Source organism: Oryzibacillus soli (assembly GCF_051594765.1).
Lineage (GTDB): Bacteria > Bacillota > Bacilli > Paenibacillales > NBRC-103111 > Paenibacillus_AR.
The window spans coordinates 21092-37152 of record NZ_JBPPGJ010000018.1 but is presented as its reverse complement, the minus strand read 5'-3'; the positions used below and the strand labels follow the sequence as shown (position 1 = coordinate 37152).

At 56.3% G+C, this 16061-nt stretch carries 16 protein-coding genes; all 16 read right to left on the bottom strand.

What is annotated here, in order from left to right; genetic code table 11:
* Positions 1-22: 22 nt before the first annotated feature.
* The 16 genes from pgsA to ACSEXW_RS21720 all read right to left on the bottom strand — a co-directional run bounded on the left by pgsA (position 23) and on the right by ACSEXW_RS21720 (position 15894).
* On the bottom strand, positions 23-601 hold the full coding sequence (gene pgsA, locus ACSEXW_RS21795) for a CDP-diacylglycerol--glycerol-3-phosphate 3-phosphatidyltransferase (RefSeq protein ID WP_438448293.1): 579 nt from the start codon (positions 599-601) through the stop codon (positions 23-25).
* A complete protein-coding gene (rimO, locus tag ACSEXW_RS21790) occupies positions 598-1929 on the bottom strand; it encodes a 30S ribosomal protein S12 methylthiotransferase RimO (RefSeq protein WP_438448292.1) in 1332 nt (443 codons plus the stop codon). The genes pgsA and rimO overlap by 4 nt, the downstream gene beginning before the upstream one ends.
* A 141-nt stretch (positions 1930-2070) precedes the next feature.
* A complete protein-coding gene (locus tag ACSEXW_RS21785) occupies positions 2071-2562 on the bottom strand; it encodes a YajQ family cyclic di-GMP-binding protein (protein ID WP_438448291.1) in 492 nt (163 codons plus the stop codon).
* A gap of 104 nt (positions 2563-2666) precedes the next feature.
* A complete protein-coding gene (locus ACSEXW_RS21780) occupies positions 2667-2828 on the bottom strand; it encodes a hypothetical protein (RefSeq protein WP_438448290.1) in 162 nt (53 codons plus the stop codon).
* An 84-nt stretch (positions 2829-2912) separates the two neighbouring features.
* Positions 2913-3779, bottom strand: a complete 867-nt coding sequence (locus tag ACSEXW_RS21775) for a helix-turn-helix domain-containing protein (protein ID WP_438448289.1) — start codon at positions 3777-3779, stop codon at positions 2913-2915.
* Positions 3780-3819: 40 nt separating this feature from the next.
* Positions 3820-4581, bottom strand: coding sequence for a DUF3388 domain-containing protein (locus tag ACSEXW_RS21770; RefSeq protein WP_438448288.1), 762 nt, complete (start codon positions 4579-4581; stop codon positions 3820-3822).
* 79 nt (positions 4582-4660) lie between these two features.
* Positions 4661-5533 carry a hypothetical protein gene (locus tag ACSEXW_RS21765; RefSeq protein ID WP_438448287.1) on the bottom strand — a complete coding sequence of 291 codons (873 nt, stop codon included), beginning with the start codon at positions 5531-5533 and terminating at the stop codon, positions 4661-4663.
* A gap of 94 nt (positions 5534-5627) precedes the next feature.
* Positions 5628-5888, bottom strand: a complete 261-nt coding sequence (locus ACSEXW_RS21760) for a DUF3243 domain-containing protein (RefSeq protein WP_438448286.1) — start codon at positions 5886-5888, stop codon at positions 5628-5630.
* Between the two features lie 94 nt (positions 5889-5982).
* Positions 5983-6732 (bottom strand): elongation factor P 5-aminopentanone reductase, encoded by a 750-nt coding sequence (gene ymfI, locus ACSEXW_RS21755; protein WP_438448285.1) that lies wholly within the window; start codon positions 6730-6732, stop codon positions 5983-5985.
* Positions 6729-8018 (bottom strand): EF-P 5-aminopentanol modification-associated protein YfmH, encoded by a 1290-nt coding sequence (yfmH, locus tag ACSEXW_RS21750; RefSeq protein ID WP_438448284.1) that lies wholly within the window; start codon positions 8016-8018, stop codon positions 6729-6731. The genes ymfI and yfmH overlap by 4 nt, the downstream gene beginning before the upstream one ends.
* Positions 7999-9312, bottom strand: a complete 1314-nt coding sequence (gene yfmF / locus ACSEXW_RS21745; protein WP_438448283.1) for an EF-P 5-aminopentanol modification-associated protein YfmF — start codon at positions 9310-9312, stop codon at positions 7999-8001. Before yfmF ends, yfmH begins: the two co-directional genes overlap by 20 nt.
* 99 nt (positions 9313-9411) lie before the next feature.
* Positions 9412-10218 (bottom strand): spore cortex-lytic enzyme, encoded by an 807-nt coding sequence (gene sleB, locus ACSEXW_RS21740; protein WP_438448282.1) that lies wholly within the window; start codon positions 10216-10218, stop codon positions 9412-9414.
* Between the two features lie 167 nt (positions 10219-10385).
* The gene (locus tag ACSEXW_RS21735) at positions 10386-12956 is read right to left on the bottom strand and encodes a DNA translocase FtsK 4TM domain-containing protein (protein WP_438448281.1); all 2571 of its coding nucleotides are present in this window, start codon (positions 12954-12956) and stop codon (positions 10386-10388) included.
* Positions 12957-13021: 65 nt separating this feature from the next.
* Positions 13022-13246 (bottom strand): YlzJ-like family protein, encoded by a 225-nt coding sequence (locus ACSEXW_RS21730; RefSeq protein ID WP_438448280.1) that lies wholly within the window; start codon positions 13244-13246, stop codon positions 13022-13024.
* Positions 13243-13977 (bottom strand): ClpP family protease, encoded by a 735-nt coding sequence (locus ACSEXW_RS21725; protein WP_438448279.1) that lies wholly within the window; start codon positions 13975-13977, stop codon positions 13243-13245. Before ACSEXW_RS21725 ends, ACSEXW_RS21730 begins: the two co-directional genes overlap by 4 nt.
* Before the next feature lie 240 nt (positions 13978-14217).
* Positions 14218-15894 (bottom strand): ribonuclease J, encoded by a 1677-nt coding sequence (locus ACSEXW_RS21720; RefSeq protein WP_438448278.1) that lies wholly within the window; start codon positions 15892-15894, stop codon positions 14218-14220.
* Positions 15895-16061 lie beyond the last annotated feature (167 nt).

Genomic DNA, 16061 nt, shown 5'->3' with positions numbered 1-16061 from the left:
TGCCCCCTTACCCCAATGGGGATTACTTGCTGTAATTAATGAGATTCTTATTCTTCACGAAGTAATCGACCCCGGAGTAGATGGTGATGACGGCTGCCACCCAGCTCGCCCAGTAATCGAACTGGAAATTGACGAAGTGGAACGGGAAATTGTTCAAGAGAAGCGCGATGATCGCCGTAATCTGGGTTGCGGTCTTCCACTTTCCCCATTTGCTGGCTGCCATAACTTTGCCCTCCAGCAAGGCAATCTGCCTTAAGCCGGTCACCGCAAACTCTCTGCTGATGATCACGATGACGATAAATGCGCCGACCTTGTCCATCTCAACCAAGGATACCAATACGGCGGTAACCAGCAGCTTGTCGGCCAGAGGATCCAAGAGCTTGCCCAGGTTGGTGACCATCTTGCGGCTTCGCGCAATATACCCGTCCAAGCTGTCCGTACTGGCGGCAATGATGAAGATAAGCGCTGCGATGACCTGGTTGTAAGAGATGATGAAGTTATCGATCTTAAGATCCGGCAGCGGCATTTTCACCAATAGAAAGAACATGATCAGCGGCACAAGGAAGATCCTTGCCAGAGTAATGCGGTTGGCCAAATTCATGCGATCGCCTCCCCGGCAAGATCAAATTCGAAGGAATGGGTGATCCGAACCTTCACGATATCGCCGATTCCCGCCTTGGCTCCGGAAACGAATACTTCTCCGTCAATCTCCGGCGCATCGTATTGGGAACGTCCAATATACACGTCATTGCGTCCGTCGTAACGCTCCAGCAGCACTTCGATTTCTTCGCCGACGCGGCTCCAGTTGCGCTTGTTGGAGATCTCGCGCTGCAGCTCCATCAGCTCGTTGGCCCGCGCTTCCTTCACTTCATCCGGGACTTGGTCCGGCAGCCTGGAAGCGGGCGTATCCTGCTCCTGGGAATAGGTGAAGACGCCCAGCTTGTCGAATTGGATGTCCTCGACGAACCGCTTCAGGTTCTCGAAATCCTGCTCGGTCTCACCCGGGAATCCGACGATCAGGGAGGTGCGGAGCGCAACGCCCGGAATCCGCTCCCGGATCTTGGCAACCAGCTCGCGAATGTCACGCTGGCGTCCGGGTCGTCTCATCCGCTTCAGGATGGAGTCCTCACTGTGTTGGAGCGGCATGTCCACGTACTTGCAGATCTTCGGGTTGTCCGCGATGACGTCGATGAGCTCGTCGCTGAAGAAGCCCGGATACGCATAATGCAGCCGCACCCACTCGACGCCCGGCACCCGCGTCAGACGGTCCATGAGCTCCGGGAGCTTAAATTGACCGTCATACAGATCCGTACCATAGTTGGTGGAGTCCTGGGCGATCAGACTGATCTCCCGGACCCCTTGGGAGGCCAGCTGCTCCGCTTCGGCCAGGATGGATTCCATGGTCCGGCTGCGGAAGGCGCCTCTCATAATCGGGATGCTGCAGAAGGTGCAGGCGTTGTCACAGCCTTCGGCAATTTTCACGTATGCCGTATAACGGGGAGTGGCCACCCTCCGCGGAAGCGCCTTATCATAGTTAAAGACCGGATTCCCGACATAGATCGGGGTTTTGCCGGCCAAGGCTTCATCGATAATATCGTTGATCTTGTCAAAATCGCCTGTGCCGACGATACCGTCAATCTCCGGCATTTCCTTCAGAAGCTCGTCCTTGTACCGCTGAGTCAGGCAGCCTGATACAATCAGCGCCTTCAGGCTTCCCGTCTCCTTCAGCTCCGCCAGATCCAGAATCGTATTGACGGATTCCTCCTTGGCGGCGTCGATGAATCCGCAAGTGTTGACGATGATGACCGTCGCTTCTTCCTTATCGTCCACAAGGGAGTACCCGCGTTCGTGAATCAGACCTGACATGATCTCCGAGTCCACCAGATTTTTATCGCAGCCTAGGGTTACTACCTTGATTTTCTCCGACATTTCCTGCAATCCCCCAATTATCATAACCTATCATTTAAAGAGTATAATACAACGGCATGTGGAGTGTCAAAACGATAAAAACCCCTTGCGGCTTGCCGGAGGAAGCGCACAAAGGGCCCGGTTGGTGGGGATTTCTCCCCGTTATCGGAAGTTGATGAATTGGAGCTCGATGGGCAGATCGGCGCCCTTTAGGAGCTGGATGATCTTCTGGAGATCGTCCCGGCTCTTGCCGGTTACACGCAGCTGATCGCCTTGAATCTGGCTCTGGACCTTCAGCTTGGAGTCCTTGATCAGGGTATTGATCTTCTTGGCCATATCCTGACCGATCCCCTGCTTCAGCTTGATCTTCTGGCGTACGGTGGCACCCGATGCCGGCTCTACCTTGCCATATTCCAGGTTCTTGATGGAGATGCCCCGCTTGGTCAGCTTCGACTGGAGGATATCCATCACGTTCTGAAGCTTGAATTCATCGTCGGAGGACAGGGTAATGTCTTCCTTGTCCAGCTCGATGCTGGATTTGCTGTTCTTGAAGTCGAACCGGGTGTCGATCTCCTTCTGCGCCTGGTTGATGGCGTTGTTCACTTCCTGCATGTCTACTTTGGATACGATGTCGAATGAGTTGTCCGCAGCCATGATTCTGCACGTCCTTTACACAAATTTCCTTCTCACAGTATATCAAGATTCGCATGCAAAGAAAAGGCACCCCGGTTCGCGGAGTGCCTCATCTCTCTTCTAGTCTAACGGTTACGGACGGGCTCACGGAACATATCGAGTATTCCCAGTACGATATGGGCCAAGCCGAATCCGAATATGCCGTAGCCCCAGGCGTCGGGTGTCAAGTACCAGCCCAACAGGCTGACAACGATGCCAAGGCCCGTTACAATCCAACTGATCGTCATACAGGCGTACCTCTCTTCCGGTATATGTCATGATGACTTTATCTTCTCCGGAAAAGAGGCTATGTATTCACTTTAACGCTGAAGTTATTGCAATTTCCCAGCAGCCTGGATCTGAACCCGCTTCGGATTGGACAGTTCACCCAGCGGAATGGCCACTCCATTCACCGTAAGCTCAACGGCGGTCGGAAGGCCAATGTTGAGATAAACCGGTTTATCCGATTCCCAGGTCTTGGGGGATCCTAGCTTGGCCAGAGAGCCCTGCTCGATCATCTCGTGCGTGAACAGCTCTCCCTTGGGCGTCACCTTATCAATCTGGAACCAGCAGTCCGCTCCAGTCAAGCGCATCGCCACGGTGAGCTTCTCCGCTTGGGTGATCTCGTAGTAGTCAATCCCTTTCTCGTTCTTCAGGAACTTCAGCTCGGGGACGACCGGCTTGGGCGTTTCCGCGGCGGCCTTAACGGCCTGCTTGGTTTCCAGCGGAGCCGGGGGCGCCGGCGTATCGGAAGCCACCCGTTTGGTGATCGGAGCGGTTTGATCCTCTTGAACGGTCTTGCCTTCTCCGTTGTAATTTTTGTAGGCAAAATAATAGATCAAGCCCACGATCAGGAGGAAGAAGGAAACCAGCATAACTCCCGTGGCGAATCGGCTCCACTTGTCCGAGCGTTTGCTTACGGTCCGCTTGGGCGCAATCGTCTCGGTCACCGGCTCCGGAGTGACGTCCGGGATATCGTTGCGGTACAGCTGCAGCACCTCGTTCGGGTCAAGCCCCACTGCCTCCGCATAGCTCTTGATGAATGCGCGGACATAGAAGTTCCCGGGCAGCGCATTGTAGTTTCCCGTCTCGATGCACTCCAGGTACTTCTTCCGGATCTTGGTTGTCTCCTGCAAATCCTCCAGGCTGATTCCTCTATCGAGTCTCGCCTTCTTCAATAGTTGGCCCAAATCGGACAAAGCGTGTCACCTCCGACATTTCATGGAACCGGAACGGCCATTAATACCCTTCATAGGAAGACGGGATGTCGAGCACAATCTCCTCATCCGGGCTATTGCGGAGCTCGATGATGTAATCGAATGTGCTGTAATCGTATTCCGATTCCCTCACGAAGATATCCGGATGCTCGATGACCTTGGTGGAGGGGGCGTTCATAATTTCTTGGAGCAGGCTGTGGTGCTTTTCGTTGGACCGGATCGTGGAGACGATGCCGTCGATGATGAACAGGTTGTTCGGGTTCATCTCATCCTCGGACAGCTGGCTTCTTACGGTCTGCCGGAGCAAGGTGGAGGACACGAAGGTCCAGCGTTTGTTGGCACAGACGCTGCCTGCTATTATCGATTCGGTCTTGCCCACGCGCGGCATCCCGCGGAGTCCCACCACTTGGTTGCCTTCCTTCTTGAATATTTCGCCGAGGAAATCTACAAGCAGACCCAACTCGTCCCGGGTGAACCGGAAGGTTTTGCGGTCATCGGAGTCTCGCTCGATGTACCGGCCATGACGGACGGCAAGGATGTCAACCAGCTTGGGAGCCCGCAAAGCCGTTACGGTTATATTATCCACCTTTTTCAGCATTTTACCCATAATTTCTATTTTTTCATCGTCGTCGGTCTGAAGCAGCATCCCCCGGGTGCGGTCCTCCACCCCGTTGATGGTCATGATGTTGATCTCCAGCATCCCCATCAGGGAAGCGATGTCACCCAGCAAGCCCGGACGGTTCTTATGTATCTTGTATTCCATATACCATTGGTTCCTGGCCATGTTGATCCTCCATCCCCTATACGTAACGTACTAGTTAGACATTCTACAAGTTTCGCTATATTCCTTCATTACCTAGGGATTATTTCCTGGTTACAGCCAATTCTTGGTCCGAATAGGGCAGTTCTCCGCCGGACCAGCTCTGATCCAGGGCCGCGGCCATTGCATTCCGCACGATCACATCCCAATGGTACGTGTAGACCGTACCGGCCGACAAGTCCATGATGGGAATTCGAAGCGTCTTCACCTTCGCCAGCTCTGCCTCTTCCAATGGAACGTACAGCGCCAGCCATTGGGCTGGAAGCGCCTGCGCCTGATAGGTCAGCTGCGGGAACCAGGTGTCCCCGGGGTAGATGTCCCTTTGCACAATGCGGTCCGTTTCTTCTGAAGGAGCCCACACTACGGGCACCGGCGAAGAGGTTCTTGTCACCCACAGCACGTTCATGCCGTTGGCACGCTGCAGCTGAACCCAATCGTTCCATGCGGTCGTTTTTTTGCTTTCATCCAGATTGCGCTTCAGTACGTGGGCAGGCAGCGGACCGCTTATCTCCGGCTTGGACCGGCCGTTCCCCAGCAGAACCACTCTCTTCCCGGTCTGGTCCTTCGCCAGCTCCGCTGCGGGTTGGACCAACTCGTTGCCGACGGCAATAATGCTGTCTATGGACGGGTTCCGAAACCGGGCCGCCAGGTCCTCCGAGTCGCCTTGGGCATCCGGCACGAACTCCAAGGCAAGCTTCTGCTCCTTGGCCAAGGTTACAGCAGCCGAGCGGATGGACTTCTCTTCCTCCTCCGACAAGCTCGGCGCCGTCACGACCAGGAGGGATTTCTTCGAGGATAAGGTTTGGGCATCTATAGCAGGGAGGGTCCGTCCGCAGCCCGCAACGAGCAGCATCGCTCCGGCAGCGGCGGCCCAGATGTAACGTATGGGTGGACGGATGGTTCGATTCCGGTTCATCTTATGTACGGGCCCCTTTGTCGCGTGATCTTCATCTCTGTAGTATACCATGCGAACAACAGAAAAGCCCCCTGGAATCGGAGGCTTTTTCCGTTTATTTCTGGCCGTCGCTGACCATTTTGACCATCAGCTTCGCAATGGTTTTCTGATCGTTCTGGTCGGCTACATCCCACAGATCCTTCAGCACCCGCTCTTGCGGGTTTTCCGGATCGATCTTGTTGGAGAGGAAATCGCCGATTTTGTAGGCAAGCTTGTTGATTTGATCGTCGGACAGGCCGATGTTTTCCGCTGCTTGAACCCGGTCATGCAGGAAGTTCTTCCATGTGTCAAAGGAAGTGAGTACGGTGTTTGCCATGATGCGGCCTCCTTTAAGAAATAGGATTGGAACATCCGTATTATTTGCTTCCCAGACCAGGGCTATACCCTATAGGGGGATCAGGAAAAATCCTTTAGGTCAGCCAGCCTCCGTTGGGACTGATCACCTGACCGTTGATATAACCGGATTCAGGCAGAGCCAGGAAGTAAATCAGCGAGGCAATCTCGTCCGGCTGGCCCAATCGCCCGGCCGGTATGTCGTTCTTGATGGCCGCCAGCTCCTCCCCGTCGAAGCCGGACATCATATCCGTGTCCACTGCGCCGGGGGCGACGGCATTGACGGTGATGCCGGAAGGGGCCAGCTCCTTGGCCAACGCCTTGGTGAAGGCGTTGATGCCGCCTTTGGACGCGGAGTACGCCACCTCGCATGATGCCCCGGACATGCCCCAGATGGAGGATACGTTAATAATCCTGCCGTATTGGGATCGGATCATCTCGGGCAAGAAGGTCTTGGTACACAGGAAGGTTCCCTTCAGGTTCACATCCATGACCAAGTCCCATTCCTCCTCGGATGTATCCGTAAGCAAGCCATAATGGGAGATGCCTGCATTGTTGACCAGGATATGCGGAAGCAGTCCCCTGGAAGCCAGCTTCTCCCGCGTCCGCTCCAGCTGGTCCCGGTCCCTTAGGTCGGCCGCGATAGTCATGGCTTGGGCTCCCTTGGCAAGACACCGGCGCGCCACCTCGTTAGCGGATTCATGGGAGTTCTGATAATGGATCACGATATTCATGCCGACGCTGGCGAACCGCTCGGCAATGGCGGCACCGATCCCGCGGCTGGCCCCCGTGATCAGTACCGTTTGTTGGGGAAATGGAACCGTCAAGCCTGGCCACCGCTCCTCACTATGGAAACGGACATCCGCTCCCAGTCGAAATGTTCCTTCAGTCTGGCGTTCACATCGTTCAGCGTCAAGCTCTCGTAGACCTGGGAGCTCTCGAACAGGTCGGTGTCCCGGAACGCATACTTCGTAAATTCATTGGCGAGTGATTCCGGTGAATTCATGAGACGTAGGAAGCCTCCGAGCTTCTTCCGGCGGCTGCGCTCGAAGGTTTCGGCCGGTATGCCGGATTGCTTCATGTTCTCCAGTGCACTCTTGATTCTGGCGATCAGTTCATCGGGATCACGGGTGTCCCCGCCCACGACGGAGAAGGAGTAATCCGAAGCAAGGTTGAATTCGGAGCCGAAGCTGTCCGAGATCAGATTGTCGTCGTACAGCTCCTGGTACAAGGCCGAGCTGGGACTGAACAGGCAGTCCAGCATCACCTTGGTAGCCAACTCCAGCTTCAGCTGCTCCTGGCCCTTCTTGCCCGATGGAGCTTCCTTGAAGCCGATCATCACCTTAGGCAAGGATACGGGCAGCTCCGCAACCCGGTGCTTCTGACGGACCTCCGCCGGCTCGGCCTCGAAGAACCGCTTGATTTCCCCTTGAGGGGCAAAGGATTTGGCCGCTTGGTTGCTGCGGATCAGCTCCATAACCTGCTCCGGATCGACGCCTCCCACCACGAAGATCATCATATTCTCCGGATGGTAGAAGGTATGGTAGCATTCGTACAAGGTTTCCTTGGTGATCTCTGCGATGGAATCCACCGTTCCGGCAATATCGATATGGACGGGATGAACCTGGTAAAGGGCTTCGATCAATCCGAAGTATACCCGCCAGTCCGGATTGTCCCGGTACATCTTGATTTCCTGTCCGATGATCCCCTTTTCCTTCTCCACGTTCTCATCGGTGAAGTATGGATTTTGGACAAAATTAATTAATGTCGTTAAATTATCTGTCAGATACTCCGTTGCCGAGAACAGGTACACGGTCCGATCGAAGCTCGTAAAGGCATTGGCGGAAGCCCCCTTCGAGGCGAACCGGGCGAACACGTCCCCTTCCGGTTCCTCGAACATCTTGTGCTCGAGGAAATGGGCGATGCCGTCGGGCACCTTCACAGGCTCCTTGCCGGGGACCTGAAAGTGGTTGTCGACCGAGCCGTACCGGGTGGAGAAGGTCGCATAGGTCTTCTGGAAGCCGGGCTTCGGAAGAATGAAGACCTTCAAGCCGTTAGGCAGCGTCTCCGTATACAGCGTTTCGTTCAGATGCTCAACCTTTTTCGCTTCCATCGGTTGTGCCCCCTTTCCGGCCGGTTAAGAAATACACGGTATCCAATTGAACCTTGTCGGCGATCCGCTTGATGTCGTCCACGGTGACCCGCTCCACCTCGTCGATCAAGCCGGAGACGGTCCTCTCATGGCCGGTAAGGATACTATTGAAGTCGAATCCGACCATCTCAAAGGCCGAATCTTCGATTTCCTTCAGCTGGTTGCGGATCATCGCCAGGGTCTGGCTGTATTCCACCTCGCTGATCGACCCCATTTTCATGGCATCGAGCTGCTCCCGGATGATGGCAACGGCCTTCTCGTAATTGGCGATCTCGATGCCGGATTGAATCGTCATGATCCCCTTATGTCCATCCAATCTGGAGGAGGCATAATAGGCCAGGCTCGCTTTTTCACGCACATTGGTAAACAGCTTGGAGTGGGGATAGCCCCCCAGGATGCCGTTGTAGACCAGCGCCGCGGCATAATCGGGGTCCGAGTAGGTCGTATTGGTCCGGAGACCCATGTTCAGCTTCCCCTGGTTCACCTCCAGCTCCTCCACCACGGTCTGTACCTGCTCGACGTGGCGGCTGACGTTCTGCATGGCATACCCTCCGGCCTCGGAGCCGCCCAAGCGGAATGCGCCCTGCACCAGCTGCTTGACCTCCTCCAACGTGGTGCGCCCCACCACATAGATGTCAATGGGGCTGGATGCCAGCCACTCTGTGTAACGGGAATACAAGCTCTGCGGAGTTATCGCGTCAATCTCGTCCCGCTTGCCCAACGGATGAAGGCGGAATGGCTCGTTCTTGCACATTTCTTCGATGCAGCGCTCGGCCGCATAACGGATCTTGTCATTGATGATGGCTTCGAGACGCTTGCGGAGGGTCCGCTTCTCCGCCTCCACGTATTTGGGGGAGAAGGCGCCGTTCTCCAGCAGGGGGGCGGTTAAGGCATCGCCCAGGAATTGAAGACCTTCCTTCAGCAGGCCCGAAGCGCCGCTTACGTAGCGGTCATCAATGATATCCATCCGGAATTGAACGATCTGGTGATCGCCCCTCTTGTAAATATCGAATCCGAAGCCGGCCCCGTACAGGTCATCCAGCTGCTCGCGGAAGGCTTTGGTCTCGGGCAGCTTGGCCGTGCCCCGGCGTAATACGAACGGGATCAAGGCGGTAGGGGTTACGCTGTCCTCGGTCAACGGCGTACCGATATAAGCGGAGATGGCGTAGGTCTTGAAGCGGTCGGTGGGCAGTACATGCAGCCGGATCCGGTTCAAGCGCTCACGTTGAAAGACGGGGTTATGCAACGGCATCATGCTCCTTCCTCTTTCGAATGATTCCATTATATTCCTACACAAAGAGAAGAAGCAACCGGAGCACTGCTCAAGGATGCTTCTTCCGTCAGGCACAAGGCGTCATTTGCAGAAGATATGCTTGCCTATGGTTTTGACCTGCGGCCTGGACCAGATCCACTTGGAGGTGGCGGTCTCCGGGTTGAAGTAGTAGATGCAGCCTCCGGTCGGGTCCCAGCCGCTCAAGGCATCATTGACCGCCTTTTTGGCCCGGTCATTGGGGGTCAGCCAGATCTGGCCGTCCGCCACCGCCGTGAAGGCACCGGGCTGGAAGATGACACCGGACGCAGTGTTTGGGAACGACGGGGAATTAACCCGATTCAGGATCACCGCTGCCACCGCCACCTGCCCTTCATAGGGCTCACCGCGGGATTCACCGAATACGGCGTTGGCCATGATGCGGATGTCATTGTCCGACATGCCTCTCCGGTTGGAAGGCGTCAAGGGAGTGGCGCTTCCCGTAGAGGTTTCCGTGACGCTGCCGCCTCCCCCTCCAGTGCTTCCTCCACCGCTGCCTCCAGCGGTAGTGTTGGGCTCCGTAGGCGCCCAGCTCTTGGTGGCTTCCCAGAGCCGCAGCTTCGTCTTGGGACCGGCGACCCCGTCCACCTTCATGCCGAATTTATACTGGAAATCCTTCACGGCCCGCAAAGTCTGATACCCGAACGAGCCATCTATCTTGCCGTTGTAATAGCCGAGGAACTTCAACCGGCCCTGCAGCTCATACACATCATCACCCGCAGCGCCGTAGCGGATGGTCTGCTTGCTGAATACCTCCTTCACCGGCGCCGGATGCCCCGCCTTCTTCCACTCCATGCCCGCAAACAGAATGGCGACGAACAGGACCGTAAACGCGATCAGTCGTTTGTTCATGGATTGCCTCAACCTTTCTCCTAGGTGTAGGTCGTGTATACGGGTATTATTTGAAAGCATGGGGGGCTTTATGCTTCATGATTGGCAGTCAAAGGGTTCCATGCATAACCGCCTATACGACCAAAATAAAAAGCACCCCGGTCGAAGGGGTGCTCGTGGCGTCCGGATCAGCTGATCCGGTTCATGGCATGGAATTGCTCGGGGCTGACCAGAACCTCCCGGGGCTTGCTGCCCTCATAGGGACCAACCACACCCTTGGCCTCCATGGCATCGATGAGGCGGGCGGCTCGCGTATAGCCGACCCTCATTCTTCGCTGCAGGAGGGAGACGGAAGCCTGCTTCGCCTCCACGACGATCTGGACCGCTTGGTCATACAGCTCGTCCTCGAAGCTCTCGTCCTCTTCCTCGTGCTCCTCCACCTCCGGGACCATATCCTCCTTATACTCCGCTTGGCCTTGATTGCGGCAGTATTGGACGACATGCTCCACCTCTTGGTCGGAGAGGAAGGCGCCTTGGACCCGGATCGGCTTCGAGGCGCCGACCGGCAGGAACAGCATATCGCCCCGGCCCAGCAGCTTCTCGGCTCCCACCATATCCAGGATCGTCCGTGAATCCACCTGGGAGGACACACCGAAGGCGATCCGCGAAGGAATGTTGGCCTTGATGACGCCGGTGATGACGTCAACCGAAGGACGCTGGGTTGCGATGATCAAGTGGATGCCTGCCGCACGGGCCATCTGAGCCAGACGGCAGATGGAATCCTCCACGTCGCCTGCCGCCACCATCATCAGGTCCGCCAGCTCGTCCACCAGGACGACGATATAGGGAAGCGGAGGCTGGGGATTCGGATTGTTCGGATCCGTCAGCATGGCATTATAGCCTTCGATATTCCGAGTGCCGCTCTTGGAGAACAGCTCGTACCGTTTCTCCATCTCTACGACGATCTTCTTCAAGGCCAAGGATGCCCGCCTCGGATCGGTAACGACGGGAGCCAGCAGATGTGGGATGCCGTTGTAGACGTTCAGCTCCACCATCTTGGGGTCGACCATCAAGAGCTTGACCTCATCCGGCTTCGCCTTATAGAGAATGCTGGTAATGATGCCGTTGATACAGACGGACTTGCCGGAGCCTGTGGCCCCTGCCACCAGCAGGTGGGGCATCTTGGCCAGATTGGCCACGATGGGCTGGCCCGCAATGTCCCGGCCCAAGGTAATAGTCAGCTTGGAGGCCGACTCCTGGAAGACATGATTCTCCATGACCTCACGAAGCGTTACGACCGAAACTTCGGAGTTCGGCACTTCAATGCCGATGGCCGATTTGCCAGGGATCGGCGCTTCCATCCGGATGTCCTTGGCCGCCAAGGCCAAGGCGATATCATCCGTCAGACTGACGATCCGGCTGACCTTCACACCGACGTCTGGCTGAATCTCATACCTGGTAACCGCAGGTCCCCGGACGACCTCCAGAACCTTGGCCCGGACGCCGAAGCTCTCCAGCGTAGCCTCCAGCTTGCGGGCATTCGCCTTGTAGTCGGAGGAGTCCGAGCCCTTGCCGTTGGCCGCGGGGCGGGACAGCAGATTCAAGGACGGCAGGACGTAAGGCTTGACCGGCTTGGGAGGCGCTGCGACCAGCTCTTCGCCAAGTGGCTCGTCCGTCTCGCGTTGAGCGGCAGCAAGCAGCGGAACAGAGGGCTCCGCAGAGGGCGCGGAGTCCAAGAAACCCTCCGCCAGCTCCCCGAAGCTCTCGGGGATCGGATCCAGGTGGTCTTGGAAATCCCGCACCACCGGTATGGAGGATTCCTCCTCCATGGCCGGACGAATGGGCCCCTCCTCTTCCAGCTCTGAGTCAAAGGGTGCCCTGCCTTTTCTAGAAGAAGGAGTGACCAGAACCTGGAGATCCTCCTCGTCCTCCTCCGGATCGAAGGCATTATAAGCCGGTTCGGGTTTCTTCTTCGGAGACTGTAACAGCTGGAAGATGGCCGGTTTCCGGCGCTCCCGGTTCTGCACCGGAAGGTACGGCTCCTCCTCTCCGTCTTCGTCGTCTTGCGGCACATAGACCTGCCGCTTGGAGACCCGGTTCGGCTTCGCCGCCTTGCCGCCGCCGAAGAGCTCCTTCAGCCTCTGCCCCAAGCCCACCTTCACATCCGAGGCTTGTCCCCGCATCCGGGCCATGACATCGATGACCGAGATGCCCGTCACCAGCAGGAAACCGATGGCGAACAACGTCCAGACCAAGAGATTCGAGCCCAGATTCCCGAACAAAAAATACAGCATGGCATAGAGCAGCGCTCCCACCATGCCCCCTCCGATCTCATTCTGGAGGATGCCTGCCGTGCTTCCGGTCAGACTGAAGCCGTCCGATATGTTCTTCCAGGTCTCGCTCAGAATAAAGGACGGAACGCGAAAATCCTCGTTCGGATCCAGAATCTCGAACATGGTCATGTGGTTCTTCAAGACGAAGCCTAGGAGGATCAGGAGAAGCCCTGTCCGGCGGGCCGTCCACTCCGTGGGCCATGCCCGCTTCACCATGGCGTACAATCCGACATAAATGGCGACGATCGGCACCACAAAATCCATCTGTCCGATCAGAAACCGGAACATGTAAGTAAATGCGCGTGAAACCGAGCCGTCCCGGGAAAGCGTAATCACCGAGAAGGCAATAATGATGATGCCGTACAGCTCGAAGCGCAGCGTCGCTTTGACCGCCTTCGAGTGTTTGCTTGACCTTTTCCTTGCCATTCCAGCACCCCCAACGTGAGAAGATTATACCATATTGGGGGCGGACTGGCACTATGCCCGCCGGCTTACTTCAGGATCGGCTGGAACTCCAGCAGATTCCCCGGTGCGTATGCAGGGTTCAGATAATCGTTGGCGTCACAGCTCAAGAGTCGGACAATCCGGGCTTGCCCTCCCTCCACCATCTCCACCTGCATGCTGATCCCGTTCAACGAGAGCTCCATGTATTGGGGCTGGAACGTGTCATAGCCCTCGAAAATGGTCTCCTCCGGGATAATGGAATGAATGGTCATTGGACCATCCCTCCGTTGTGCTGCTTCTTGCGCTCGTCCATCCGGCGGTTCAATTCCGCGATGGCCTCCCCGATGCCGCCCAGCTTATCGATGAGCCCATGCTTCACCGCATCGGCTCCGATCACCGTCGTGCCGATATCCCGGGTCAGCTCGCCGGTAGTAAACATCAGCTCCTTGAACTTCTCCTCGGAGACCTTGGAGTGACGGGTCACGAAGCGGATGACCCGCTCCTGCATTTTGTCCAAATATTCGAAGGTCTGGGGTACCCCGATCACCAAGCCGTTCAAGCGGATCGGGTGGATCGTCATGGTGGCGGTCTCTGCGATGATCGAACAATCCGCGGATACCGCAATCGGAACCCCGATGCTGTGTCCGCCGCCCAAAACCAGGGTTACCGTAGGTTTGGAGAGGGTTGCGATCATCTCGGCGATTGCCAGTCCGGCCTCCACATCTCCGCCCACTGTGTTCAGAATGATCAGAATGCCCTCGATCTTCGGATTCTGCTCCGCTGCCACCAGCTGGGGGATCAAATGCTCGTATTTGGTCGTTTTATTCTGGGGAGGAAGGACGATGTGCCCCTCAATCTGACCGATAATGGTCATGGTGAAAATGTTGGACTCCCCCGTCGCGGCAGGTTGGGTCTGGCCCAGCTGGGTGATGTTCTCCACGATGGGGTTGCGCTTCTCCTCACCGTTGCCCGGAGTCATAGGTTGTTCCGATTTGTTAGCCATCCTAGGTTTGCCTCCTCTATAGAGCCTATGACGGCAGCAAGGCTCGCCTCGCTCCGTCAATCGTGATCAGTGCTGTAGATTCCCGACTTCGGGAATGTACAGGATAAGGTCCACCATAGTATGGTTTGGCACCCAGCCTTTCATGCATGATCAGGGACCGACGTTTCCGGGCATAAGAAAACCCCGGGGGTGCGAGTCCCGGGGCATGTTTTCAGCGACTAGGTGTGCGAGGGAAGTCTCTTACACTTCCATGATGATCGGAAGGATCATCGGTCTTCTTCTTGTTTGCTCGTATAAGAATCGTCCTAGTGAGTCTTTGACATGGGTCTTAAGCGATGCCCATTCGTTCACATTCTCGCTCATCAGCTTCGTCAGGGTGTTGGAGACGATCTTGTTCGCCTCCTCCAGCAGCCCTTCGGACTCCCGGACATATACGAAGCCGCGGGAGATGATGTCCGGACCGGACACAATCTTGCCGTCCTGCTTGCTCAGAGTAACGACCACAACCAGAACGCCGTCCTGGGACAGCAGCTTCCGGTCACGCAGCACGATGTTGCCTACATCGCCTACGCCCAGGCCGTCGATCAGGATGTTGCCGCAGGAAACCTTGCCGGCTTTGCGGGCCACTCCGTTCTGCACTTCAACGGTCTCGCCGATATCGCAGATGAAGATGTCCTCGCGGTCCACGCCCACCATCTCGGCCAATTGACCGTGCTGACGCAGCATGCGGTATTCCCCGTGAATCGGCATGAAATACTTCGGCTTCATCAGGTTCAGCATCAGCTTCAGCTCTTCCTGACTGCCGTGACCCGACACGTGTACCCCGGATACGGAGCCCGGTCCGTAGATCACGTTCGCCCCAAGGCGGAACAGCTCGTCCACCGTACGGCCCACATACTTCTCGTTGCCCGGAATCGGGGTTGCCGCAATGACTACGGTATCTCCCGGTAAAATATCCACCTTCCGGTGAGTCGAACGCGCCATACGGGTCAGCGCGGACATCGGCTCACCCTGGCTGCCTGTCGACAGAATAACCACACGATCGGCAGCCATCTTATTCACTTCTTCCGGTTCGATCAGCATGCCGTCCGGAATCCGGAGATAGCCGAGCTCGGATGCGATGCTGACGACGTTCACCATGCTGCGTCCGATGACCGTAACTTTCCGCTTCGTCACTTCAGCCGCATCGAATACTTGCTGGATCCGGTGGACATTGGAGGCGAAAGTCGCCACCACCACCCGCTGCCGTGCCTTGCGGAATACCTCTTCCAGCTCCGCTCCGACACTGCGCTCCGATCCGGTATATCCGGGACGCTCCGCATTCGTGCTGTCCGACAGAAGCATCAGCACACCGCGGTTGCCGATCTCCGCCATCCGGAACAAGTCCGCGTACTGCTCGTTCACCGGAGTCTGGTCGAACTTGAAGTCTCCCGTATGGACCACGTTGCCTTCCGGGGTTTCCACGCAGATCCCCACGGAATCCGGAATACTGTGGTTCGTCCGGAAGAAGGTCGCCTTCAAGCCGCCCAGCTGCAGCTCCGATTCGGCGTTGATGAGAATCCGCTTCGTATCGCCGAGAAGCCCCGCTTCCTTCAGCTTCGCTTCCACGAGGCCTAAGGTCAGCTTCGTTCCGTACACCGGCACATTCAGCTGCTTCAATACGTAGGGCAGGCCGCCGATATGATCCTCATGGCCGTGCGTCAGCAGAATGCCCCGTACCTTGTCTTTATTATCGATCAAGTAGCTGATATCGGGAATGACAATGTCGATGCCGAGCATATCCTCCTCGGGGAACTTCAGACCCGAATCAATTACGATTATGTCGTTCGCATATTGAACCACATACATGTTTTTGCCGATCTCGCCCACGCCGCCTAGAGCGAAGACCAATAATTTGTCGTTATTCTTCTTGGACAAGTTGTCTCCTCCTGTTCATAAATTGACGACGATCTTATTAAGCCCATCAATAAGAAACCGCACCAGTCACTTGACAACATTATACAGGAACAAACTCTTGAAAAACAAGTTTAAACTCATTACAATCATTTTCCCCAAAAAAACAAAACCGATGCCGCTTACAACGG